Annotated in this window: 10 protein-coding genes and 2 pseudogenes; 2 read left to right on the forward strand and 10 right to left on the reverse strand. The window is 60.2% G+C overall.

All coding sequences use genetic code 11. The features are described 5' to 3' along the window. Positions 1–67 precede the first annotated feature (67 nt). The 5 genes from NKI16_RS30805 to NKI16_RS30825 form a co-directional block, all read right to left on the reverse strand. Positions 68–2,359: a helicase domain-containing protein gene (locus tag NKI16_RS30805; RefSeq protein ID WP_352924326.1), complete on the reverse strand. Its 2,292-nt coding sequence runs from the start codon at positions 2,357–2,359 to the stop codon at positions 68–70. 212 nt (positions 2,360–2,571) lie between these two features. Then, a complete protein-coding gene (locus NKI16_RS30810) occupies positions 2,572–4,323 on the reverse strand; it encodes an ATP-binding protein (RefSeq protein ID WP_352924328.1) in 1,752 nt (583 codons plus the stop codon). A 23-nt stretch (positions 4,324–4,346) separates the two neighbouring features. Further along, positions 4,347–6,068 carry an AAA family ATPase gene (locus NKI16_RS30815; RefSeq protein ID WP_352924330.1) on the reverse strand — a complete coding sequence of 574 codons (1,722 nt, stop codon included), beginning with the start codon at positions 6,066–6,068 and terminating at the stop codon, positions 4,347–4,349. Continuing rightward, entirely contained in the window at positions 6,065–7,333 is a 1,269-nt protein-coding gene (locus NKI16_RS30820) for a metallophosphoesterase family protein (RefSeq protein ID WP_352924332.1), read from the reverse strand. Before NKI16_RS30820 ends, NKI16_RS30815 begins: the two co-directional genes overlap by 4 nt. 187 nt (positions 7,334–7,520) lie before the next feature. After that, a complete protein-coding gene (locus NKI16_RS30825) occupies positions 7,521–7,886 on the reverse strand; it encodes a helix-turn-helix transcriptional regulator (protein WP_502897641.1) in 366 nt (121 codons plus the stop codon). Here NKI16_RS30825 and NKI16_RS30830 point away from each other — a divergent pair. Then, positions 7,815–8,237, forward strand: a pseudogene (locus NKI16_RS30830) (phenylalanine--tRNA ligase beta subunit-related protein); the annotation flags it as partial. The gene NKI16_RS30825 and the pseudogene NKI16_RS30830 overlap by 72 nt on opposite strands. Before the next feature lie 127 nt (positions 8,238–8,364). On the opposite strand, the gene NKI16_RS30835 reads toward NKI16_RS30830, so the two are convergent. The 5 genes from NKI16_RS30835 to NKI16_RS30855 form a co-directional block, all read right to left on the reverse strand. Then, positions 8,365–8,829 (reverse strand): hypothetical protein, encoded by a 465-nt coding sequence (locus NKI16_RS30835; protein WP_352924341.1) that lies wholly within the window; start codon positions 8,827–8,829, stop codon positions 8,365–8,367. Between the two features lie 26 nt (positions 8,830–8,855). Beyond that, positions 8,856–12,767 (reverse strand): M20/M25/M40 family metallo-hydrolase, encoded by a 3,912-nt coding sequence (locus NKI16_RS30840; RefSeq protein WP_352924333.1) that lies wholly within the window; start codon positions 12,765–12,767, stop codon positions 8,856–8,858. Between the two features lie 221 nt (positions 12,768–12,988). Then, entirely contained in the window at positions 12,989–15,481 is a 2,493-nt protein-coding gene (locus NKI16_RS30845) for a phospholipase D-like domain-containing protein (protein WP_352924335.1), read from the reverse strand. Further along, positions 15,478–17,157, reverse strand: a complete 1,680-nt coding sequence (locus NKI16_RS30850) for a hypothetical protein (protein WP_352924337.1) — start codon at positions 17,155–17,157, stop codon at positions 15,478–15,480. Before NKI16_RS30850 ends, NKI16_RS30845 begins: the two co-directional genes overlap by 4 nt. 77 nt (positions 17,158–17,234) lie before the next feature. Then, on the reverse strand, positions 17,235–21,155 hold the full coding sequence (locus NKI16_RS30855) for a S8 family serine peptidase (protein ID WP_352924339.1): 3,921 nt from the start codon (positions 21,153–21,155) through the stop codon (positions 17,235–17,237). A gap of 502 nt (positions 21,156–21,657) precedes the next feature. On the opposite strand from NKI16_RS30855, the pseudogene NKI16_RS30860 reads away from it, so the two are divergent. Further along, positions 21,658–22,109: pseudogene (locus tag NKI16_RS30860) on the forward strand (transposase); the annotation flags it as partial. Between the last annotated feature and the right edge of the window lie 1,560 nt (positions 22,110–23,669).

Below are 23,669 nucleotides of genomic sequence, written 5' to 3' on the forward strand. Positions count from 1 at the left end.
GAAGCGCTCGAAGGCGGGGAAAAGGGGGGGGCTGGCGCTATCGGACATATCGAACCTTAGTCGGAGGTCAGGAATGCGTGATATCGAAGAGATCGCGATCAACTCGACGCAGCAGTGATGGATATTCGTTGGAAATGAGGGCGAGGCGCCGCGCAGGGCGCGAGAGCGCGACATAGGCGCGGTTCAATGTGAAATTCAGAGCGGCGCTCTCGACATCCTCCAGGCCCAAGACGATGCATGCGTCGAACTCAAGCCCCTTTATCCGCTCGACTGAAGTAGTGACGAGGCCGTCTCCCGCAGCTGACCAGAGAGGCGCGAGAGGAACGCCTACCTGGTCAAGCGCGGATCGCAATTGTTTCAAAGACTGCTCGTCCTCGTTGATCTGGAGAAGCGCAATGCTGCGGACGACATGGGACCTTCGCAGGACGGAAACGAGCTGCCTGATTCGCAAAGCCTGATCCTGCGGCGGGGCGATGATGAGCTGAGGCTTCTTGTCGTGCAGGGTGGTATTCACCTCGAACGTGGGGCGCTCCTTGAACGCGATCTCATAGAACCCCTGTAGGAATCGGCCTATCTGAAGGCTCTGCCGCATGTTCCGGGCAAACGGGTAGATCTGCTCCGCTCCCTTGCCACGAAGAGATCTGCCGATGCGAAGTGCATCGGTTGTTCTCATTCCGTGTACCGGGCTGACGATCTGCCGAAAGTCCGCCGAGACTGTCAGTGCACCGTCCGGATCGACCAACGAACCAATGAGTGATGCTTCGGCTACGCAGAGATCCTGTGCCTCGTCGATCGCAACATGCGTCCAGCGCTCGCGGCCTGAAATAGCCGGTGCAATAGCCGAGGGCACTTCGCGGAATCGCGAGTCGGGATCAGTTGCTTCAGGTAGTGCAAAGCGCAGGAGCCAAGCGAGCCAAGATCGGTCTTCGGGGCCAAACCCGCGCTCAGCCCATTCAGAGATTGCATTCTTTAGGATCTCGGCTTCGTCAACGCGAGCGCCTGTGCCCCGCCTCATTCTGTGGGCCGCTTCCGACGCGCGGGATCCAAAGTACGTTGCCAGGGCCGAGAGCGGATCGTAGACGAAGTACAGCCATTGCTGAAAAAGCTCGTCAAATCGGCTTCTTACTCCTGCCCGCATCCCCTCGCGTGCTGCAGTGTAGCTGCTCGTCACCCCCCGGAATATCGCTCCCATCGTGAGCTTCGACCGCAACGGGTCGCTACCGGCGGTTGCTCGTTCGGCAACGGTTCGAAGACTGTTCGCCAATGCGGTCAAACTCGCGACATTGCTTACGTCAACCCTCGCCCAAGGCGCTTCCGCGGCCGATCCGAGACGATCTGCGACTTGATGTTCGTAGACCTCCCAGAGGCGAGTGAGATCGTGGTGATCTGAAAGGCCGAGCACAGCCATTCGCGCAGCGATATCCAACGGAGGCAGCTTTCGCTGACGCGGTCGGGCATTGTGCTTGTACAGCCAAACTTGGTCCAAGTAGCTCACGACGAAGTCGTCTACGGGCTGGACGACGAACGTCGGGATGTTGAGCTGGTCTGCTAGAAGAGCCTTGGCTTGATCGGCGAGGTTCGGGTTAGCGAGGAAGACGCGGGTGAGCTCCGGCTTGTAAGGCACCAAGCGTCCACCATTCTGTCGTTGCTCCTGCTGGTCGAACAGAAAGCGGATGCGCTGAAAGGCAACCGTCGTTTTGCCTGACCCAGGGGCGCCAGTGACCACCATAAGCCCCGACATCCGGGATACAAAGGCAAGCACCTGGTCCTGAGTCATGTGGAGCTTAACGGCTTTTAGTCCGGTCTTTGCTGGCGTAGCTGCCTGCGGACGAACGGCGCCACCCGGTTCGTAGACTGCCGAAACCATCGGCAAGGTTTCGTCGAAGCGTGCTTTCGCGAGCGGCTCAACGCTCAGAAGGCGATAGCCGTTGGCCCGGACGTCCCGGAAATCACCGAGTTTAGTCCCTAGCGCCAGCTGAAGGCCTGGGTGGGTCCAGGCGAGCACGGCGACCGTCGTGCTGCCGTACTTGAAGACTTCGTTCGCGGAGGACCCAGCGTTGGCATACCACAGCTGCTCCTTTTCGATCACTTTCCCGTCCTCACCTGCCACCTCGGTGTAGGCTTCCACCATCACTTGGAACGGTTGCGCTTCGATCGCCTCAAGAGCAGCCTGCCTTCGGTCGGCATAATCCATTCGGCCTCGATCGTGGTCCGTTAGACCGAAGCGGCTATCCACGGGAGCCAGCGCCGGGCGAAGACTTACAAGTTCAGCCCTCGCTGCGCTGGTCGCGATTTCGGCATGGCGCTGGTCACGCGCAACGCGCTCGTCGAGCTTTGAGATTGAGGTGATGGTATTCATTGCCCCCCCGATGTTACCCCGGCGCACCATCGGCGAGACGAAATTCGTTTGCAAGCCGACCTGACAGCGAATATCTAAACTCCTCGCGCGCGCGCGAGGACGCCAGCGCCCTCGCATCGGAAATCGGCAGTGACATGAAAATCAGCTGAGACTGTACCGGCGGAATCTCCGAGGCCGGTAGCGTTCCGAATCCCCCACTCGGCTCCGACCTCTCATGCCGCACGGCTTTCCAGAGCGAGCGGCGGCGCCAACTCGTGTATGCGCGCATTGGGACAAACCCGCCTGGCGATATCGCAAAGATGCTGGTGATGGGTCAGGTAGATTACCTGGCCCACTTCCGCCATATCGGCAAATAGCCGGAAGGCTTCCTCGGCACGGAAGTCGTCGAACGTCTCCATGATGTCGTCGGCAATGAAGGGAACAGGAGTTCGAGATTGGGCGAACTCGTGGTAGCCGGCCACTCTGAGCGCGAGATAGAGTTGGAAGCGTGTTCCCTTTGACATTTCCTGCGCAAGCTTGGAACTCCCATCAGCCCCGATGCCAATAAGGACTTCGGTGTCCTTGTCAGGCTGGGTCGCCAGGCCACGATAGGCGCCACGGCTGATCACCTGAAAAGCCTCCGAGGCGCGAAGCATCATCGAACTGCGATGCTTGTCGCGATAGAGGCGCAAGGCTTGCTCGGCCGCTACGACGCCGGCCCTGAGGCGGAAGTAGCTGAACGCCTTATCCTCAATTTCCAGGAGGACCGTGCGCCGTTGCTCATCAATAGCAGCCACGGCACTATCGCCGTCGACGGCATCCACCTCGTCGGACGCTTTGCTGTATGCCGTAAACAACTCTCGTACGCGCCGATCCTGATCCTCAAACCGGGCTCTGAGTTCTACCTGCTCGGAGTCCAGCGCAGGCCGATCCGCGGCGTCAAGCATCTGTTCGACATCGGCAATGTCCTGGATTGATAGCGCGTCTCGGATTTCGCGTTCGATGATACTGGACCGCCGGCGCAAGTCCCTCCTTTGCTCGATCATGAGCAGCTTTTTCTCTGCCTCCCGCAAGGATGATACTCCGAACAGCTGCGTCATTTCAGATTTGCGGCGCTCGCAAACCGCGATTTCAGCTTCCAGGTCCCGGTCTTTGAGAATCTGATCCTCCAGTGCAAGGTGCTTGGATTCCTTTTCCGCCTTTTTCGATCGGGCCTCTTCCACTCTGGCGGACATCAGCGCCCAGAGTCTCAGGGCACTCTCTGCTGGTCGATCTAATCCGAGTTCCGCGGCCATGACTGCAAGCTCGCGTGAGAAAGCCGCCTTATCTTCCTCCATCTTGGCGATGCGATCTGCTAAACCGGCTTGTCGCTGAGCGGCCGGGCCGAGCTCGGCAAGTCTGTCCATGACCTCCTTGACGGTCGCGAGGCTGGGGATAGTCCCTCCCGCGCCGAGCCAGCAGCTCTTGCAAACCTCAGCCCATGACGCGTCCCATTGCGCCTCGTCGGCAGTTGCCGTTTCAAGGGCTGACTGGCGGGAAGCCTGCTCCCTTTCGCAGCGTTCAAGTTGCTCCCTCAAGTTCTTGTGTTCGACTTCAAGATCAACGGCGGATTGGGCCCTGGCCAAAAGCGCTTCGTAGGAGTCAGAGTGATCCTGGGAAACGGCTGCCGCCGATAGTGCCGCCGAGAGCCGGTTGCGCGTCGCCGAGCCGTCCGCTTCCGCCTGGCGTAAGTCACCTTCGGCCTCCCGGAGCAAGTCGGCTGTCGCGAGGGCCATTTCGCGGCGTCTCAGCCATGCCTCAAGCCCACCTAGCTTGATCTCGCCAGAAACAGTCAGAGCCATTCTCCGAGCGGACTCCAGAATTTCGGCCCTGATAGCTTCGCGTTTCGACTTCGCCGCGTTCAGCAACTCCGCTGAGCGCTCTAATTCCGCTTCCGCGACGGCGAGCCTCTGATAAGTTTGATTCAGCTTCGCCAGGTCGCTCATGTGTCCCAGCCGTGCGCTGGTGATCAGGTCGTCTTTCCGCAGCTTGATCTCAAACGCCGCAGCGGCGATTCATCGAGCGCGTCACGATGCGTAGCCCATGCCGCTTCACGCGCGGATCGCGACGTCGCTGCTTCATGATCGTCCACGACGCCGGTGGAATTCTTCAACGCATCCAGTTCGGCTCGCAAACACCGCAGCTCACTCGTGAGGCGCCCGCTGTCATCGCTGTAGCGACCGATCTCGGCTTCCGCTTTAGACAGAGCTGATTTCCAGGCCTCCAGCTCAGAAGGTGCCGGCACTCTCATTTGCCGTACCTGGTCAACGCTTTCACCCCACGGTCGGAGTTCCGACATCTGCTGCGCCAGTATTTCTTTAAGATCCACACGCGAGCGTTCGGCGACACGGCGACGGGCGGCATGATCGTTCTCTCGAAGCGCCGAGAGCTCCCTCGCCAGCGCCGCAATGGCTTTGCCCTTTATGGAGGCAGCGGCTTCGCTCGACAGCTTGCTCCGCAACTCGATCAGACGGCGGTTCGCCTCTTCGGCTTCGCGCTTCGCGTTTTGAAGTGTCGCGTCGATACCGGAGCGGCGTTCAACGAGATCTCTGATGCTCCCAGAAATGCGACTTCCGAGCATCAGGCTGCTCGGCTCGTCTCCTTCAGGGCGCTCGAGAAGCCGCAGAATATTCGCAATTTCCCGGTCGACTTCCATCAATTGCAGGCGACGGTCCGGCAGATCCCTTTCAGCGGTGACATAACGGGCGTGCAACTCGCCGATAGCGTCCATCCTTTGCCCCAAGGTGAGCGCGATGTCGTCAACGGCAATGGCATTGAGCCCTTTCTCAAGCTCGGCGATGGACGCTTTCGCCGTCTCTCGCTTCACGGCAAGCTCGATGTCTTCCTGATGAATTGCCGGAAGTTCGTTTCCCCAGGAAGGCGGCGCTTCGGGAACATCTTGCAACTCAGCGAGACTGTCGCGGATGTCCCGCAATTCCGCCAGTCGTGGCAGTGCGGTCAGCAGGTTCTTGATCTCGTCAAGCCGAAGCTGCGTCCGGGTTCGGTCCGCCATCGCCTCGTCGTAGTGTGCCAGTGACCGCTTCTTGGCTTCCACCATCTGGCGGTAATGGGTGGCGAGAGTGTCAATCTGCTCTTTTCGCTCCTTCAGGTCGGAAAGCCGACTTTTCAAGTCGCCGATTTCACTGCTGCGGGCACGGAGTTTGAAAAGGCCGTCGGCCTGCGAACGCAATTCAACAAGTGTCTGACTTAGTGCGGCCAAACCTGTGCTTGCCGAAAACAGAAGCTGTCCGAGATCACCCTTGCTGGCCAGGATGCTCTTCCCGCCTTCCTCAAGGGTGTCATCGTCGAGGGAAAACATCGCGCAATAGACGTCCCGCTCAACTCCACCAAGCTCGCCGAGTATTAAATGCTCGCCGATCGGCTGATCACCCGGACCGAGCAGACTGCTTTGGGGCTTCTTGATCCGGACAAGCTCCCGGGCAACACCACCGATGTCCAATGCGGCCCCGATGCGCATCGTTGAGTAAGGATGGAGGAAATCATAGCGGCTGCGGGACTCGATGCCGAAGAGGAGGTCGAGGAATGCAGATAGGGCGGTCGATTTGCCCGCCTCGTTCGGGCCGTAGATGATATGTAGATCTGGACGGCCCGGCTCCACGGGCCCGAAGTCGATGTGCTTGTCGGTGAATTTGCCGTAGCGGGTAAGGTCAAGCCGGTTGATGCGCATCATGCTACCTCATCCTGCTTCCGATGATGGAGCCGTGCGAGCACATCTTCGACCCCCTCCTGCGCGAGCAGGCGCAACGTGGCCCGAAACTCCTCCTGATCAGCACCGAAAGTGCCTCTGCTTTCAGGTGGCAGATGACCACGAAGCTCCTCACCGATATCGATGAGCGCGGCGTGGTAAGCTTCCGAGCCGATGATTTCGCTTCCGACAAGCTCCCGAAGTTCGATGAGCGGATCCCCGTTGGACCCATCGGAGGAAACGAGGTCGGTGCACTGGATTTCCAATTTCTCGATCCAGGTCCGGCCAATGGCGGATGCCCTGTGCTCGGCTTCGGTCTTGACGAGGTCGGCGTCGTTACGGAGCTGCCATGCGAGCGGCGTTCGTCCGGTGAAGGAAAGCCGGACCACAAGATGTTCGGAATTTGCAGCTTCCCGCGCGGCCCCCAGGTTGCCCGCTACCGTGGTCACCATCTGACGCCAATCTGCGATGCCGTCGAGGTCGATCACGACGCGCTCGAATTGTGCGATGCTGGTGAACCTTTCCTCAATGTGGACGGTTCGGTCATCAGCGATCGTAACAAGACTCACCGATTTCGGACCGGATTCGTTGATGTCGCGCCCTTGGGGCATGCCAGGCATCACGATCGTGCAGCGTCCGTTACTGATTGACCGCTTGTGAATGTGACCGAGCGCCCAATAGTCGAACTCTGTCGCCTCCAGATCCGAGACGTTGCAGGGGGCGTATGGATCGTGCCCCCGCGTTCCTGCGAGGCTGGTGTGCAGAAGACCGATGTTAACAGCGCCCTCGATCCGTGGTTTGTACTTTCCCACCAGACTTTCGGGACACTGGGCCTGCGCAAAGCTAAGGTGAATAACCACAGGGGTCGCTTGATCCAATTTGAGCGAGATAGCCTCCGGGCGCCCACCGTAGACTTTTACGGTTTCCGGGTACGTCAGTTCTCTGGTGATCTTCGACAACGCATCGTGGTTGCCTCGGATGATGAACACCCGCACTCCGGCTTGGTCCAGTCGTCGGATTTGCTCGGAAAGGAACCGCGCAGTTTTCATGGAGGTCTGATCGCCGTCGTACAGGTCACCCGCGAGAAGAAGCGCGTTGACCTGCTCGGATAGGCAGAGATCGACGACATTGACAAAGGCACGCCGGGTCGCGTTGCCTATCAGTTCGCCTAGTTCCGGGTTGCGCAGCGCCAGCGACCGAAGCGGCGAATCCAGATGAACGTCCGCCGTATGAACAAATCGAAAAGCCATGCCCTCACCTTTTGCCTTCGCGTGAGAAGGCTTTGATTCCCCGAAACAGATACTGGGCTGCGCTTAGGTTTCTGCCTAGGCTGCCAAGCCCTCGGGATTTCAGGTTTCCACAGGCTAATGACAGAACCTGTCACCAGCCGCGGATCGTGCGGTTCCCACCGTTCAAAGCTGTTTGGGAAATTGCGTTCTATGGAAGCGAGGGAAAGTCAGAGCGCTGGTGCCTCTCGACCATTCGGCGAAGGACCTCCGGCGCTACGACCTCAACCTTGTCTCCCCACATGTAGAGATGCCAGCACATCTCCATATGACCGGACGCCCAGAAACGCACGATCAGTGAACCGTCGGGTTGATCCTCCAGTATCTGAGCCGGATGGAACAGGAAAGTTCGCGCGTGCGGCGCTGCGTCAGGCTTGAACTTCCAGATGACTTCGCCAAACTCACTGTCGTTCTGAAAAGCTCCGAACGCCTTCCGCGCATGCGCATGAATGTCGAAGCCTGGATCACGTTCGAAGACCTCGCCGATCAGTTCCGCGCGTTCGATCTTCTCAGCCACGAAGTGCCTGAGCGGACCCGCGCGATCGGTTGTTGGCCTGGCCACCAGATAGCGTCGGATTCCGATCAACACTCCGTAAGGTTCGACCACTCGCTCGGTGGATATGGCGTTCCGATTGGCGGGGAGGATCTCGATCTTTACCAGGGGGTCCCGAGACTTTTAATTGCGAAGGGAGCGGAGCCATTCGACACGATCGAGCAAGGTGAAATGGTAACCGAGCATCCCGAACCGGGCGAAGTCATCTGGTGCGATGATGCCGGTGTCACGTGCCGCCGCTGGAACTGGCGGCAGGGGCGGCGCACCATGGTCACGGTCGATACCCGCGCCATGTGGCTCGTGCTGGAAGCCCTCGGCCCTATGTCAGCTAAACAGATGACGGCCACCGGAGAGCATTTGATGGGACTTGTCCAAGCGTTGTGCCCGGGTGCGCGAATCGGAGCCGCGCGGATCGACGAGTCCACTACATCTCGCGTGTCCCTTAGGCTAGTATGGTACTTGCAGTTGACCCTTCGAACGCGACGTTATTGGGATTGTAGAGCATCGCTGCGAACCCTGGGAGGGTCAGATCCCAGTTCATGTGGCCTTGATACCGCATGCTAAAGAAGGGAACGGATTTCTTCAAAAACGCGAGCAGCCCGCGAAAGCCATCCCGTAAAGCCCCAACGGCCTCCAGGTAGTCGGGAGCCTGCTTTGTTGCTTCCGTAATATGGGTTGGGTCATTTGGATGGTAGTTTCGCCGCCAGAACGCCTGGTCGCGGACGGCCTCGACTATCAACCGCTCGAGTTCGTCAGCGTTTTCAGCCTTGGGCCCAAGAAACCACGCTTCGACCGCGCGACTGCCCGCTGTATTGAGGTTCGGCGCGTCCGGGGATGCGACCATCCGGGCGAAACCAGTTCGAGACTGATTAAGTTGCTGACTAGCCGCATCGCGTGGGATTTCCATTCTGGTCTCCTCAAAGGCGGGTCAGGTCAGACTTCGGGTGCCAAGGTAAAGTCGGCGACGACATTATCGACGTCGTCAGCATCCTCGGACGTTGCGTTCACCCCCATGCCGAAGTGCGCGAACGCCTGCCACGCCGCCTTCCGTGCGAGGTTGTGAGTAGCAGGTGGGATGTGGTTTGCCGTACCGAGATCGTCGAGCGCTCGCAGGATGGCATCTCGGGCGTCCAGAAACGTAGGGTTTGCCGGGGTTAATTTCAATCCGTCGGTCACCATCCGCCACGCCAAGCGGTAGCCCTGCTGGTCGTTCCCGAGAGCGGTGCGCAGCTTCCGGGTCATCATCATCAGGGTAGCGCACCACACTTCCCCGATGTCATGGACCTCGGGGAAACTCGATAGGTCTCCGTAGTTGAACTGGTAGGCGTCATCATATGGCGCCCGACGAATACCCGCAGGGTTGTTGACAACCCAATCTCCTGTTACCGTTTTCTCATTCGTACGAAAGTAGTTCTGGACTGTAAGAGCGTAGTAATCACTCCACCCTTCTCCCATGCCGCCGCTTTGGAGTTTGTCTAACGAGTGCCCATTCAGTCTTCCGCCAACCAGACGGTTGGTCAGACCATGGACATACTCGTGGAACACCACGTCTGCATCGAGGGCGGTGTGATTGCCAGTTGACACAACTAAGCCCATATTCATTAGTGGCGGCAGCCCATCGGGACCTGTGGACATGTTTGCTGTCCCGTTTACGGCGCCGCTATGAGCCCTCGCCCGGACCGGATCCTTGTCCGAGCCGGTGTGGGTAAAATTCACTTGCTGAAAGTTCCCGCTCGCCTCATCGAACCCGAGGATAACTAGGAAGTCGTGCATATAGCTACAGAAGTAAAAAATGTTGAGCAGCTTTTGCTCGTCTCCATTGGGGCTGGCGGGCTCGAACAATATCACTCCATTTTGAGAACTTCCGGTTAGTGTGTTGGTTGTGAAGTTAAGTGTCGCGCGGGTTGTGTTGCCCACGGTCTCATTGACGTCCACCCAGTCAGTCGGGAACCCGGTTATCGGGCTGCTGGGCATTATAGGATAGTCGGCCAATGGACGAGGGAACTCGATCAGCCGGCGGTCCGCAACCCCAGGGCTGAATTCGAACACACTGCCGCGCGCAGAGGCTTGGCGCATCGTGCCTTTGCAATAGAGAATTTCGCCTTTGGTATTGTCTGCCGCTACGATCACCGCATACTGGTCGGCATACCCTGGGAAAGTGAAGACCGCGTGCCACGCTAGCCGCGCCAACCCGGGTTGGTTGAAAATGAGTAGGTATGCGGGGATCGGGTTTTCGAACGGCCCCTTGTCCAGCACCGCTGCCCGGGATGGGAGCGGGAACCCGGCTATGACTTCCGGCTTGAAGTCTTTTAAGTCGATAGTTGGGAGTTGGGCTTCCTGACCGTACGCGTCCCGTACTTTTCCCCCGCTTCCCGTCGAGGCTAAGTGCATAGCCATTGCCAGAACCGCATCCTCGATGGCTAACTTCGGCTCGACATCCACCCCGTCAGGAATAGCGGCAGTGTCTCCTGTCGCATCGACCACCTGCCCGGAAGGGCTAAATCGGACTGCGCGGGACATCTGGAATACCGTCAGGCCGCGATATTGTTGCTTTAAGTGAACTGCCGCGGCGCCGGAGCTAGTCCGCTGGATCACCGGATCGGGAGCGAACTCGGCTGGGGACCCGGCCACAAAACCGAGATTCGTCGATTGCGACCTGGCGAACGTGAGAGCTCGCTCGATCAGGGACTTGTCCATTGGAGTTGAGCCGGGTCCAGAAACGACGGCTGGCGACCCGGTGAGCGCATTTGTCCGGCTTTGAAGAGGACTTCCGCCCGCAGCCAGTTCGCCAGGTGGGGTCGAAATGGTTTTACTAGCGGATCGTTTCCGAGTGTCGAGTTCGCGTGTCACAGGCATGGTTCGCTCCTTTGTTGTAAGGAAAGCTTGGTTAGGTGAACTTGCGCCGGGAGCTTGCCAAGCCGAGACCCAGGCCGCGGCACCGACGGCACGTGCAATATCCGCAGCAAACTCTGCGTCGATGGCCGTATCACCGGGTCGGTGGTAGTTCGGGTTTTCCTCCGGCGCTGGCGCATCCGTTCCAGGGCCGACGAAGAAATCCTCGGATACTACTATGGCTGGGTAGCCTTGTGCGTGGAACGCTGCATGGTCGCTGCGCCCGGCGGCCGGATCTCCTGCGGGCATTGTTCCACTGTGATAGATCTGCGCCGCGGGAAGAGCTGGTGAAACTTGGGTCGCGACCAACTGAATCAAGTCGGCGAGCCGCCGCGACAGAGCCTCAACCGGAGGAGAAAACTCGAAACCGGCATGCGCCTCCCAGCTCCGAGGAGATTGCTTATTGTAGCCGATCATATCCATTTGCCAGACGGCGGCGATAGCTTCTCCACGGCTCTTGGATCGACGAGCATACGCTTGGCTTCCAATCAGTCCTTGCTCCTCAGCGTTGAAGAACACGAAGCGGACCGTTCGAGCTGGTTGCCCGGTCGATGCGAGAGCGGCAAACCGCCCGGCTATCGCGAGCACCGCAGCCATCCCGCTGGCATCGTCGTCGGCACCTGGGGCCGGGTCAGAGCTCGGCGAATAAGGTTCATGGAACGCGGCGGTAGAATCCAGATGAGCGGTCACGAATACCAATTCCGGCGATTCGCCAGCTAGCTCCGCTTCGACGTTGAAAAGCTCCAGGCCTACGTGAGTGAATCGGTGAAGCTTTACTTGCAAGCGACCCTGCCCGGCAGTCTCCAAGTCGACCGCGAGCTGGGCTATCGCCCGTGCATTATCAGAGTGCCGGATATGGCGGCTCGTGACCGAAGCCCCGGCTGCCCCGTCCAATGCGGCGGCCCCACAGTACCGCTTGACGATGCCAAGAATTTCATCCGGGGTGATTGTCGCAAGCGATGCTGCAGCAATCGGAATTACCGCAGGTGCCTCAGGAGCGAACCCACTCGGCGGAGCCGTAGATGGGGTCGTAACCCACAACAGAGGATCAGGAGCGAGTTTCAGATTGTGCCCGTGCCGCGCTCCGTCAAAATGGAAAGTGTCTAATTCAACGATAGCATCCGGCGGAAAGGCCGCGATCACCCCCTCAGGAGTCGCCGACACCATCAGTCCTTCCATTCCAGCCACACCAAACACTCGGGCCGCTTCCCCCGCAGGAGCGAGGAAACCCGACCTCTCAGCGACATCGTCTCGAAGCAAATAAAGATCGGTCGTCAGGGGCAGGTTCGGCTCGCCGAGGAACTCAACACCGAAACGCATGTTCACCAGTTCCAACGCGACCCGTTGGCTTGTCAGGCCGTAGACGACTGTGCCGCCCCGCCCAAACATTTGCATCGGTAGGAATGCCCGCTTGTGCAGCTCCTCGCGCCAAGGCGCGGCTGCGTGAGCAAGCTGGATGTTAATTCGCACGAAACGCAGCGATTGCCCTGCCAGCACTTCACCAATCAGTAGAGGATGAGGGCAAACTCGCCAACCGGCGGACACGGCAACCTGCCGTTCGCTGGCGTCCTCTCCGATGAACAAGTTCCGGGCGGGAGAAGCTTTTAAGCGAGCTCGGTGGGCCGCCCGCCGGAAGATTTCTGGATTGTTCTTAGTAACAGAAGTGCCGTCTTTGAGCGGTCGCTCATCACCACTGTACACAATCAGCTCGGGGTTAATGTGAGCGAGCAGTCCAGTTGGTTCAACCACGGCGTTGATCGCCGGCCCCTTCTCTGGCCCTGTGTTTGAGATCACCCCTAGCTTCAATCCACGGGCCTTCAAATCTGAGAGGACGCCCGGCGCATAGGGGAACACGTCAAATCCGGTAAGGCGCGGCGGCCAACCGCCAACAACTGCCGTCCCAAGAGTATCTCCGAGATCGAAGAAAATCGCTGCAATGCTGGAATCTGGCATGAAACACCTCCCATTACTCGACACTCTTAAGCTTGCCCGGCTCTATGTTCATTCGTTCCAAGGATCTCTAAATTGAAGGGTCTACTACTTCCAGCATGATTGCCGCTCTGCCTGTTCATCACAGAACGTTCACATAACACTGCTTCATCTATCTAATTCTACATGCATATCTCGGACGAAAGTACGAATCCTTCGAGGGCAGTCGGTAACCATGGTTGAATTCAAAGGTCCCTGTAGTCAGCCACGCTGGATATCACCACGCCACCTTGTGCAAAGTCGGAAGCAGATCGGATACCCGCCTCGGCGGGATCGATGAAGTCGGGCGGGGCAGCACCAGGCTCGCTGAGTTCCCAGTCGGCGTCGAAGAGCTTCGCAAAATAGCTGGCGATGCCGGCGTGTTCGACCAGCAGGCTGGCTTCGCGGTTGGAAAGCAACCCAGTCGTCGACCAGTTTTGCGAGCCGAGCAACACCTTCTCGTCGTCGACCAGGACGAGCTTGTTATGGCAATGGACGAAATGGCGGGTCGAGAGATATCGATAGTTCGTATCGAACGCGAAATCGAAATCGTCCATCGCCTTCACGAATTTTTGCTTCTGGCCGGCGTCCAAATATTTTTTCGAGACGATGATGCGCACGTCAAGATCGGGATGATCTGCGCGTGCATCCGCGATCTCCCGCAAGAGCGCCTCGACGGCGGGCTGACCGCCGCGAAGGTATTGCTGCTCTATCCTGACGCTGCGTTTGGCGGACCTGAGGAAGCGGCTGAGCGTTGGATGAAAGTTCTCTGGCGTGATGACCGGCGTGATGCTGATCGGCGACTCCGGCGTAACGGTGATGCTGGAGAACAGTCGCGTCGGAATCGCCGGCGGCGCGGCTTCGAAGAAGATGTCGCTGGCTGGCGAAGCAGCCGCAACCACGTCAGGCGGAACTGCGTCCGGCGGCTGCCCCTGCGACAGCCGCATGTCGCGGGCGACCAGATTGGAGAAGAAGGCCGCAAGTTCGCGCGATTCCACCGCCATTCCCATATCGCGATTGCCGGGTTCGTACGTCCCTATCACCACCCCGTCGCCCTCGTTGAAGGGGATGCTGTTTTCCGACCAATTGCCGCTCTGGATCATGACGATCTCGCCGTCGACCACGATGATCTTCTCGTGTGCATTGCCAAAATAAGCCACGGGATTTCCGGCCGAGCTGGATGGCGCCTTGACGCAGTTTGCACCGAGCTCCGTCAGTTCATCCAGCACGTCCCGCTCCTCCTCGGAGTTCGTGTCGAGCATCAGCGAGAGCGAGACGCCGCGCCGCATGGCGCGTTTGAGATGTTCTTTCATGTACTCCGCGCTAAAATCGTAGATACCGATCACCAGCGAGCTAATCGCACTGTCGATCAGCTTCTTGGTGACGGCATAGGTCGAATCCGGCGAGGCATAGGCCATGACCCTGCCGGCAACGGTACGGGGAAGGAAGTCCGACTCCGGCAGCCGAGGATAGGGCAGCAATGCCGGCGGCGCGGCAGCATCGTCGTCAGCCGCGCTGGACTGCTCGCGGTTCCGGCGAAGCGCCTCCGGCAAAGCTTCGAAGACGGCGCGATCGGCAGCCTCGTCCCGCGCCGCTGTCCGTCGACCGGCAAGTCGGGTCGGCGGAACAAGCTCATCGGCTGCTTCGGCGGCGGCAACGACCGCGGGCGGCGCACCGGCCTCCCCCCAGCATCCCTCGACAGCGGCAACCGTGCTCTGCCCTATTCGGGTCGCGAGGCCTTCCAGCTTGATGGTGATGAAATCCGCGATCTGCGCGCCGAACTGTATCGGCCGGCCGTCGATCTTGACGTCTCCCACGAAGTAGCCGCGCTCGGGCGGAACTTCATAGGTCGCCCGCACGAAATGATCGTTGCTGCCTCGCGTGAAACGCCAGAAGCTGCGCGCATCCTCGCCATCGGGCATCGCCCAACCCACCGGGTTGAACTGGTGAAGATAGAGCCCGACCGGGTTGTTGAGCGTGATGTCGGCCAGCCGCCTGGCGAGCGCATTGACCTGCTCGCCGATGAACGGATCGCTGTTGCGCTCCGGTTCGCCATAGCGCGAGCAACGGATCAGAGCCTGCGCGTCGGTAATGTCCTGGCCGGCTCGCCGGCGGCGGATGCTTGCGCCTGCGCCCAGCCAGATTTCCGCCCATAGCGTATTAGCGTCCTGGATTAGATGCACAATGCCGCTGCTGGTCGAGTTGTTGAAGCGGTTTTTGCCCTGGTAGACTCCACCGACAAAGAGATCCTCGCGCCGGACCGATGGCGAAACAAGCCGGCGATAGAGCTCCACAACCTTCTCCGGGTCCCGCGCGGCCAGGAACTCCCAGTATTCGGGACCTTCGCAGGTGAAATCGACGCGTATGATCTTTCCGCTCGGCGGATCGCGGACAACACTCCACTCGCAGTATTCGTCCTGAACGCTGCGCGTGGCGTCGGCCTGGCGCCAGCGCTGCATGTCGCTCAAGGAATCTATGCGCACCTGGCGCGGAAACGCGTTCCAGGAAATCGGCGCCACCTGCGCGTCCGGGGCAGGCGGATCCTTCAGGGGATTGAAGAATTGATTGCGCGGCCCGTCATTCTTGGCAGGTTCTCCCGCTCGAGCCCTGTCGAGCCAATCGGAGACCTTCTGGCTCCACGCCTCTTTGCCGGCTGCATCGAGATCGTCGAGAAATCCGGGCGGATCGAGTCGGTTCATGAAGTCTCTCCCTGAGATGATTGGGTCTCGTCTGCTTCGCCAATTCCGGCAGGCTCGGCACGGCCGAGCGCGTTCATGCGCAAGGCCGCGGCCGTCTCCGGTATGTTGGTCAACGGTGTGGTCAGTGTGAATTCCGCAAGCTTCCTGCGGCGAAACCGCCGCCGCCGGTACTCCGCAAGGCGGAACCAGCCGTCGACGGTCTCGGGATCGTCCATCCCCGTCTTCAACTGCCTGAGATACTGGGCGATGCGCTCCCTGGACGCGGCCTCGAAATCGGCCGTCTCGAAGTTCGACAGGAACTCCCGTTCCGGACTGTCGGCGCCGTTGCTTTGCTGCGCCGACGCCGCGCGAACCGCCTCCGTGAACTCCCGCTCCAGCGCCTCTCCCACGTTCGGGCCCTTGACGACTGTCGGGACAAAGCGAAGCAAGGCTGCGCGGCGGGGCGAGAAGACCGGATTTGGGAAATCCGTCATCGTCAGCGCGGCGACGAAGCGCCTCGTCAGCAGGCCCGCCAGCACCAGCGCATCGATCAGTTGCGTGTCCTCGAAGGCCGGTTCGGGGACCAGGAAGGCAAAATGCGAGTCGCCCTCGATCCGCAGCGAGCCATCGGACCGGTGAACGTCATGCCGTGCGAGACATTGGCGATAGAGCAATCCCGGAACCACGATATCGGCATCGGCTGGATCATCGGGCTCGAGGCCCAAGGTTCCGAAGAGCGTATCGCGGTTGAGGAAGAAGCTCAGCGGCGGCCCGAGCGGCGTGTCGTCCTCGATCAGGTGGCTCGCGGTTTCCGACGTGGCGAGGTTTACCGTCGTGTCCGTCACTGCCTGGCGCAGGAAATGGCGAACGTCGTTCCAGGCGCCGTCGGCGTCGACCGCCCTGGCAATGCGCGCCGCATTCCAGCGCCGAATGCCCGGCCGCATAACCTCGGTCTCCATGCGCTCGGCCGTGACGCGGCTGGTGAAAAGAGGATCATTGCGCAACGGATCGCCGGGCGCCAACGCGTTTTCGTTAATGCCGGCCTGCGGCGCGTGCCAGTGAACCCAGGGCGCCCGCAGTTCCTTCATCACCGTCGCGCCGTTCACATGGCTGTCGAAGGGCCCCTTGCCGCGCGTGGCCGGCTGCAGTGCATGGGACGACATACCCGCCCAGAAGTAGGTGCCGGTCAGCCGCTCGTAGAAATGAAAGACCTTGTTCGTATCGTCCCAGCCGATGATCTGCAGGAAGGCATCGTCCGCGACCGAATCGGCCAGGGTGCTGGAGGAAACGAGGACTAGGAAATCGCCCTTCCCGCGCACTATCACGAACCGGAACCCTCGCTGAAGCCTGTCGGTCTCCAGGGACCACGGGATGTGGCCGCCGTCGGCGACCAAGAAGACAAGCTGTTGCGGCAGCGCGTCGGCCGTTGCGTCGAGCGCATCGAAAGCTGCGATCAATTGCCGCGCCGTCAACGGAAACGGCTTGCCAGAGCGCAGCAGCCGCCCGAAAGGATCGTCCAGCCTGCCGAGTTCCCCGGCGTCCATCGGCCGTGGGAGGGTATCGATTCCGCCGACCCGGCGGTAGAGCACATTCGCCTCGGGCGGCACCGCGCCGGCGGGCGCGGCCATGCGCGCCCCGCCCTTGCGGTAGGGATAGTTGCGCGTCGGGAAACGCTGTTCCTCCCGAGAGATCGTCAAGCCCCCTCCCCCTCCTTTAGCTTAGACCGGCATCGGCGCCGCCTGCATGTCGGCTCCGGCCGGCAAAGCCGGATCCTCTACGCCACCTGCCCGCGATAGACCGCGACGGCAACGGGATCATCCGGTTTGATGAATCCCGCCAGATTGATGTTCGACCCGGCTTTCATGGGCAGGGTAAGCGTGGCCTTGCCCGCCGAGTCCGGATTGAGACTGACGTTTCCCTCCGGCTTGTTCTCGACGTAGAAGTCCAGTCTGGTCAGTCCGACCGTGTTTATAGTCACCAGGGGAAAGCCTGGCTTTGCGGGGTCGGCGGGACCTATGGCGATACTGATCTCTCGACGCGGTTCCTTCGAGAGCAATTCCGCCGCGCGGGCGAGCAATTCTCGATCGCCTTCCATCACATCCGCTCGGGTAGGTCTGTGTATCTCGTCGGGAACGACGCCGAAGTCTTCAAGCAAGGCTCCGGCGCGCGGCCCGACTCTCAGGCACTGGCGTATGGCCACACGCATGCTGGCGTTGTTCGGCAGCGGCTTCAGCCCCCATCCCGTCGGCAGGACAAGGTTCAGGAGCCAGTGCTCCCAGACATTCGCTCCGCCCGCGCCCGTATTGTTGGCGACGCCGAGGATCTTGCCGATGCGGTGGTCCTGGAAGCCCGCGGCGAACATGTCGGTTGCCGAATAGCAGTTGCCGTCGACCACCAGCACGACAGGGCCATAGTAGCGCTGCCCGATCGAATTGCAGCTGACCGGATCCGTCAGCGGGAAGGCATGCGAATACATGGAGCCCGTCTCGACCGCCTCCTCGAGCGACGGGCGCCATGGATGAAGCGGGATCTGGGAACCGGCCGGATTGTTGCGCGACAGATCTAGCGTGCCCGGCGTGACGACGAACTGCATGCGTTCAGGTTCGATTTTCGTCGCGGTAAGCGTCTGGAGCAACCGCTCGGCTGCCAGGATGCTGCCGCCGCCATTGCCGCGCACGTCGAGGATCAAGCCGCTTGGCGGCGTGCTCCCGAGCAGCCGGACGAATTCCGCGACGAAGCCGTCGGCGTCTTCGACATGAAATGTCCTGATCTGGATGTGGCCGTAGGTCACGCCGTCGATGTCGATGGACCTGGCCCGGAACGCGGCGTTCCAGGGCACCTTCACGCTGATCTCCATGCCGGTCGGATTTTCCTCCAGCGAGTCGGGCGATGCGCTGGCGAAGAAGCCCGCGGCCTCTTCACCGAAATTGGCGCTCTGCAGATTCCGCAAGGCGCCCGAATCGAAGATGAGTTGCCGCGCCTCCCGCACGGCGTCCGCCAAGGTATCGAGGCCGAGCACGGCTGCCAGCCCGAGGTCTCGCGACACCGCCGCCGCGGGGGCGGCCGCGGGGGGCTGCGGCGCCCGCGGCGGAGCCGCAATCTCGGCCGGTTGATCGAAGATGACGCTCGACGCGCGCGCCGCGCTGTGCCGGCTGAAATCCACCGATGAATTCGCCGCGAAGGAGATATCTGGCGGTGCCGCCGGCGGAGGTTGCGGCTGAATTTGCGCAGGGAGCGCCGCCACGGCCGCCTTGTCGGAGCCGTCCGACGTGGTCGGCGCATAGCGGACGAACCATTGCTGCCGCATCTGCCGCCGCTGTACGGGATCCCTCGGATCACCGTGTCGCGGCAGAAATTCCAGATCGACGAAATCGGCATCCGGCGGCAGGGCAGTATTCATGGGTCGAATTGTCAGCGAACTGACGCCGCGCGCATGGCGCGCCGCGTCGTTACTTCCGGCGGTCTGATCGGCATTGGCGCGCACGGCTCGCTCGATCGCCATCCCGTTCCAATAGAACAGCTCGCTGCCCGGCCCAAACTCGGGAGCAGGGAATTGATGGCCGGCCAGCACACGCGTTACCAGATACCTGCGCACACCGTTCTCGTAGAACGGGGCCACCTCGAAAGGCAGGTAGGCGATATAGTCGCGATAGGGCTGCGGAAGCTGATAGTTCGTATGGAGATCACGTACCGAGTTGAAAATTTGTGTTAGCGTATTGTGAAACGCCAGTTCGTCCTGTTCGCCGGCGGGAATATTGCTCTCCTGCAGCAGCCGGCGCTGGAATACGCGAAGCCGCTGGATCGGGCGCACCGCATGGATCGCTTCCTTCAACGGGCGATGGACATAGAAATTGTCGAGCACCTGGATCGCCTGCCCGACAATCAGGATGCGATCCTGTTGCGTAAGCGTGCCCTCGATGCTTTCGCGAAAGCTCCGAAGCGTCTTGTCTCCGGCCGGAAGTTGCTCGCCAGACGCCGCGTCGGCGACAATCGGCGTTTCGGCCGCCGTCTCCCAGCTGATCGGCCCGCCTGTATTCTTGGGCAGCGCCAACTGGCTCTGGCGACGATTGATGCCGTGGACCGGCTTCGTCCTCGGCGGCTCAGCTACCTCCAGCCCCGCCGGTGTTCGCAGTGCCTCCCCGGGCTGGCCCAGGCTGCGGCGACGCAGGGCCTCTGCCACCGCCGCCTCGGCGTTGAGGAACGCGCCGATCGGCTTGCCGGGATCCTCAACCAGCGTCGAGCCGGTTCCGGAAAGAATATCCCGGACTTCGCCATGTGTGAGCTCAGGATTGACTGACAGCATCAATGCGACAGTGCCGGCGACTTTTGGGGTCGCGCCAGAAGTGCCGCCGAAGCCGTTGCGGTAAGACGAATCCGACGTATGACCGCAGGTCAGGTCGTGGTTCAGGTCCCCGGGCGCCGAGACCACGACGCGGCTGCCGTAGTTGCTAAAGAAGGCGCGCTTGTTGGACGCGGCGTCGAATGCGGTTGCTCCGACGAGGATGGAGCCGGTCGGATCGAACGGCTCGTTGGAATCGGTCCTGTCGGCCGGGCGATTGCCGTTGCCTGCGGCCACGCAGACGACGCAGCCGTCGGCGATCGCGGCCCGGATCGCCCGATGCACGGACGGGATCTGCTCGAAATTACCCCCGAGCACGGTCTGGATCTCGACGATCACGACCTTGCGCAGATTTGGCATGACGGTGCGGCGAACGAAGTCGATCGCCTCGGCCCAGGGCTCCTCGAAAACCGGTGGGTTCGGGCCGCTGTCGCCCTGGACCGCCCAGAGCAGAGCCTCGGGCGCGTATCCGGCAATGCCGACGCCGTCGGCGCGCGCTCCGGCAATGCCGAGTACCGCGGTTCCGTGCGCCGCGTGCGACCCTTGTGTAACGTCTGCGCCGCCGTCTACGGCATTGTAAGTGCGATCGATGGCCGCCCGAAATTCCTGGTGGGATGTACGGAACCCCCAGTCGACGTCTGCGACGATAACATTCGCGCCGCGGGAATACTGCCAGGCCTGCGGCACGCGGGTGCGATGCAGATACCACTGCGATTCCAGTCCAGTCGCGGGGTCCGGCTGCAGCGGCCCGTCGCCGATCTGGGGATCAATAGGCACGGGCTCCGACAGGGCGAGCATAGGAGGTGCCGCCTTCGGCACGATGACCGCCTTGTTGACCTCCGGCAGCCGCTTGAGCGCTGTCGTCACCTCGGACGGCGGTGTGCCTGGCGGAAAGCGCAGCCGCAGGAAGCTCGACAGCGGTGGCAGGCGCTCGAGCGCACTCGCCTGCTCGGCCGATGCGGAGCCGACCGATGCAGCGCGAAGCGCATCAAGACGCGCCTGCTCTGCCTGAACTTGCGCTCCGCTAAACACTGGGCGCGCCTCGCGCAATCCGTACTGGCGCAGCACGCCACGCAACGCCACGTCGGGAGGCGCGGCGCCGGCGGTGTCAGCCAGATAGCCTGCGGTGTTGGCTGCAAGTGCGGAGCCGATCGCGCTTGCGTTCGGCGCAAGCTCAACTTCGACGACGAGGTCTTCTTCTGGCGCGGGCGGGCGACCGGCGGCAATGCCAGATAATCCTTCGCCAACGCCGGCCGGTATGAACGGCGACCCTGTGTCGACGCCATTCAGCACTGTCGTATCAGGCGTCGTGGCCTGCGTGCGCTTCGGCCCTCGCGTCTTCGGTTTCCTGCCCATTTAATTGCAGCGTTTTCGCCACCCCTAAACCATTATGAATACTTTTGTATTTTCACTATCGAGGAAGCAAGCTAGCGCATATCGATACGCACCCTCAAATAAAATACTACAAAACATATTTGTTCAACTGGGTATTTGACAAATTTCTTTGTTTGTCGCACTCGAACAGGTGGCAATCGAGAAAGTTGGCAGCCGGCTACAAGCCTGCTGCGGCTGGCATCGTTTGGGCAGCAAAACAAGGCGGGACGCTCGACGGCCAAGAAATCGTTGGTCAACTTCGGCTTTGGTCGACGGATGGTCTCACGTGCCTTGCTTGCACCCCTCCCTGACCGAAACTGGATGTATGGCGAGTCCGCAACCAAGGATACTTGCATTGATTGGAATGCCCAATACCAATACCAAGAGTAGCTCCATAATCTTGAATGAGAGTTCGGAGGCGACGCGAAAGCCAGCGCGGAGGAACCCTGTCGTTTGAGGTTCCCGCCGCGATGATGGGCGCCATCTGGTTCTACGCCAAGCCCCCTTCGCCGGACCCGAGACCGTGCTGGCATACCTGTCGCGCTACACCCATCGCGTCGCGATCTCCAACAGCCGGCTGATCGCGCTCGACGAGGCCGGCGTGACGTTCCGATACAAGGACTACCGCCGCAACGGGAACGAGCGCTACCGGACCATGACACTCGATCCGGGCGAGTTCATCCGCCGCTTCCTGCTCCATGTGCTGCCCAAGGGCTTCCACGGCCTGCTTGCCAGCGCGCACGCCAAGGCCAACATCGCACGCGCTCGCGTACTTCTCACCGCACCCCAAAGCCGCACAGCGAAAGCGACGATGCCGATGCTGCTCCCCCCAATGATTGGAGGCCACCATGTCCGTGCTGCGGCGGGCGCATGATCATCATCGAGACTTCGAACGCGGCGGCGATGCGCGCGCACCGCCGTCAACCGGCTCTATAAGCGGGGCGCAAACGCCATGACAGCAACCCGCCCATCACGCACCATTTCTGCCCAGGGACCTCATCGTCGCCGGAAGGCGAACGTCGTGCGCCGGCGCCCAACGTCGCAAGTCAACACACCAAATTCGACCGCCCGGCAACGACCATGCCGCAGCATGCGCGGCACCGGCGAGGTTCGTTCCATCGTCAACATGATCATTGCCATCCATCAGCCGCATCAGTTCGGCCTAGCAGCACCCAACGAAAACGACAAATCCCCATAGACCGGGATCGCGCCCTCCATCCCGCGGGTTCTTTCTCTGGAGGCTTTCGGACGCCGGCCCGTCGCCAGGCCAACACGTCGATGGCCGGCATCCGAAACCCATCACATTAGTGTCAATTCAGGAGACGTCCGAAACCGGGAATTTGGAGAGAGATGCTCTGACAGCGGGCCTCACCGATAGCCGCAAATCATGCGCCATCATTGCACCGGTCTTACGCACCGAAAAAGCGAACTCGTATCTGCGGGTTAGGGTTGGTGAGAGAGTCTTGACTTGTGCCCCATACTTTTGCTTTGCCGGCCCTCTTGGCAAAAATCCTAAAATGCGAGAGTGTTAAAGCTTGATGCAGAATATCTGGGAATTTTACTACGGATGGGAACATTAGCCACACCCCCAACAGGAACGATCGTGGCCTGGAAGCTCTGGGCAGCAATAGCGGTCGTAGCTTTCGGGGTTTATAAGCTAATCACAGCGCCAGCTGTCGGCGATAGTTTATTTTCGTTGGTTATCGCATTCTATTAGTTTTTAGCGAAGCTAAGTTCGTCCCAAGCCGCTTTGCAATTGATCTCCGCGCTCTTTTTAAATATGGTGACAAATATGCTCGCCTTTTCCTATTTATTATAGCTGTTGTAGGGACGGCACTCACGATTACAATATTTGTAGGACTCCCTCTTATTCCGGATCATGTAGATTTTAAAAGGTCAGCTATACAGTTAATATCAATGGCATCTGTACTTTATATTTCTTCAATGCTTACAAAGGTAACGTTCTATTTGTCAGACATCGAAAATGACTTAAGTTTGAATAGGTTTGAGTTTTTGTTCTATGGTTTTGTGATAATTTTCTGTTTATTTGTAACGTTATCTTTTATGGGCATTAATTACATGGATACCGCCGTGACCTCGAAGGCGCAACGGGCTCCTAGTGATCTCCTCTGGGGTCCGAATACCGCAAGATTTCTTCTTTGCGTGACTATGGTTTCTCTAATTTTGGCCGTAGGTTATGGACTCTGCGTATTTTCGAGATTCTGCGAATGGTTCTTGCGCGAAAGGTATGCCGCAAACATTGCAAGCGAGGTGGAGCTGCCGGGTTCCCAGGCTGAATCGATTCTTCATCGTAACGTCGCGCCCGCACGCTCATCCGAATTGAAGGCGAAGCAGCCACTCTGCGCCAGAAGCACAGCGCCAGCGGCGCAGGCGTCTGATCCATCCCTAAACGCGTCAACTGTCCGATCGGACAGGTGACGTATATTAGCGCGACTGCGACTATCCCTCCGAGAACGATCGGGGGATCGCGCCATG

It is taken from the genome of Mesorhizobium sp. M0698, assembly GCF_040320455.1.
GTDB lineage: Bacteria > Pseudomonadota > Alphaproteobacteria > Rhizobiales > Rhizobiaceae > Mesorhizobium.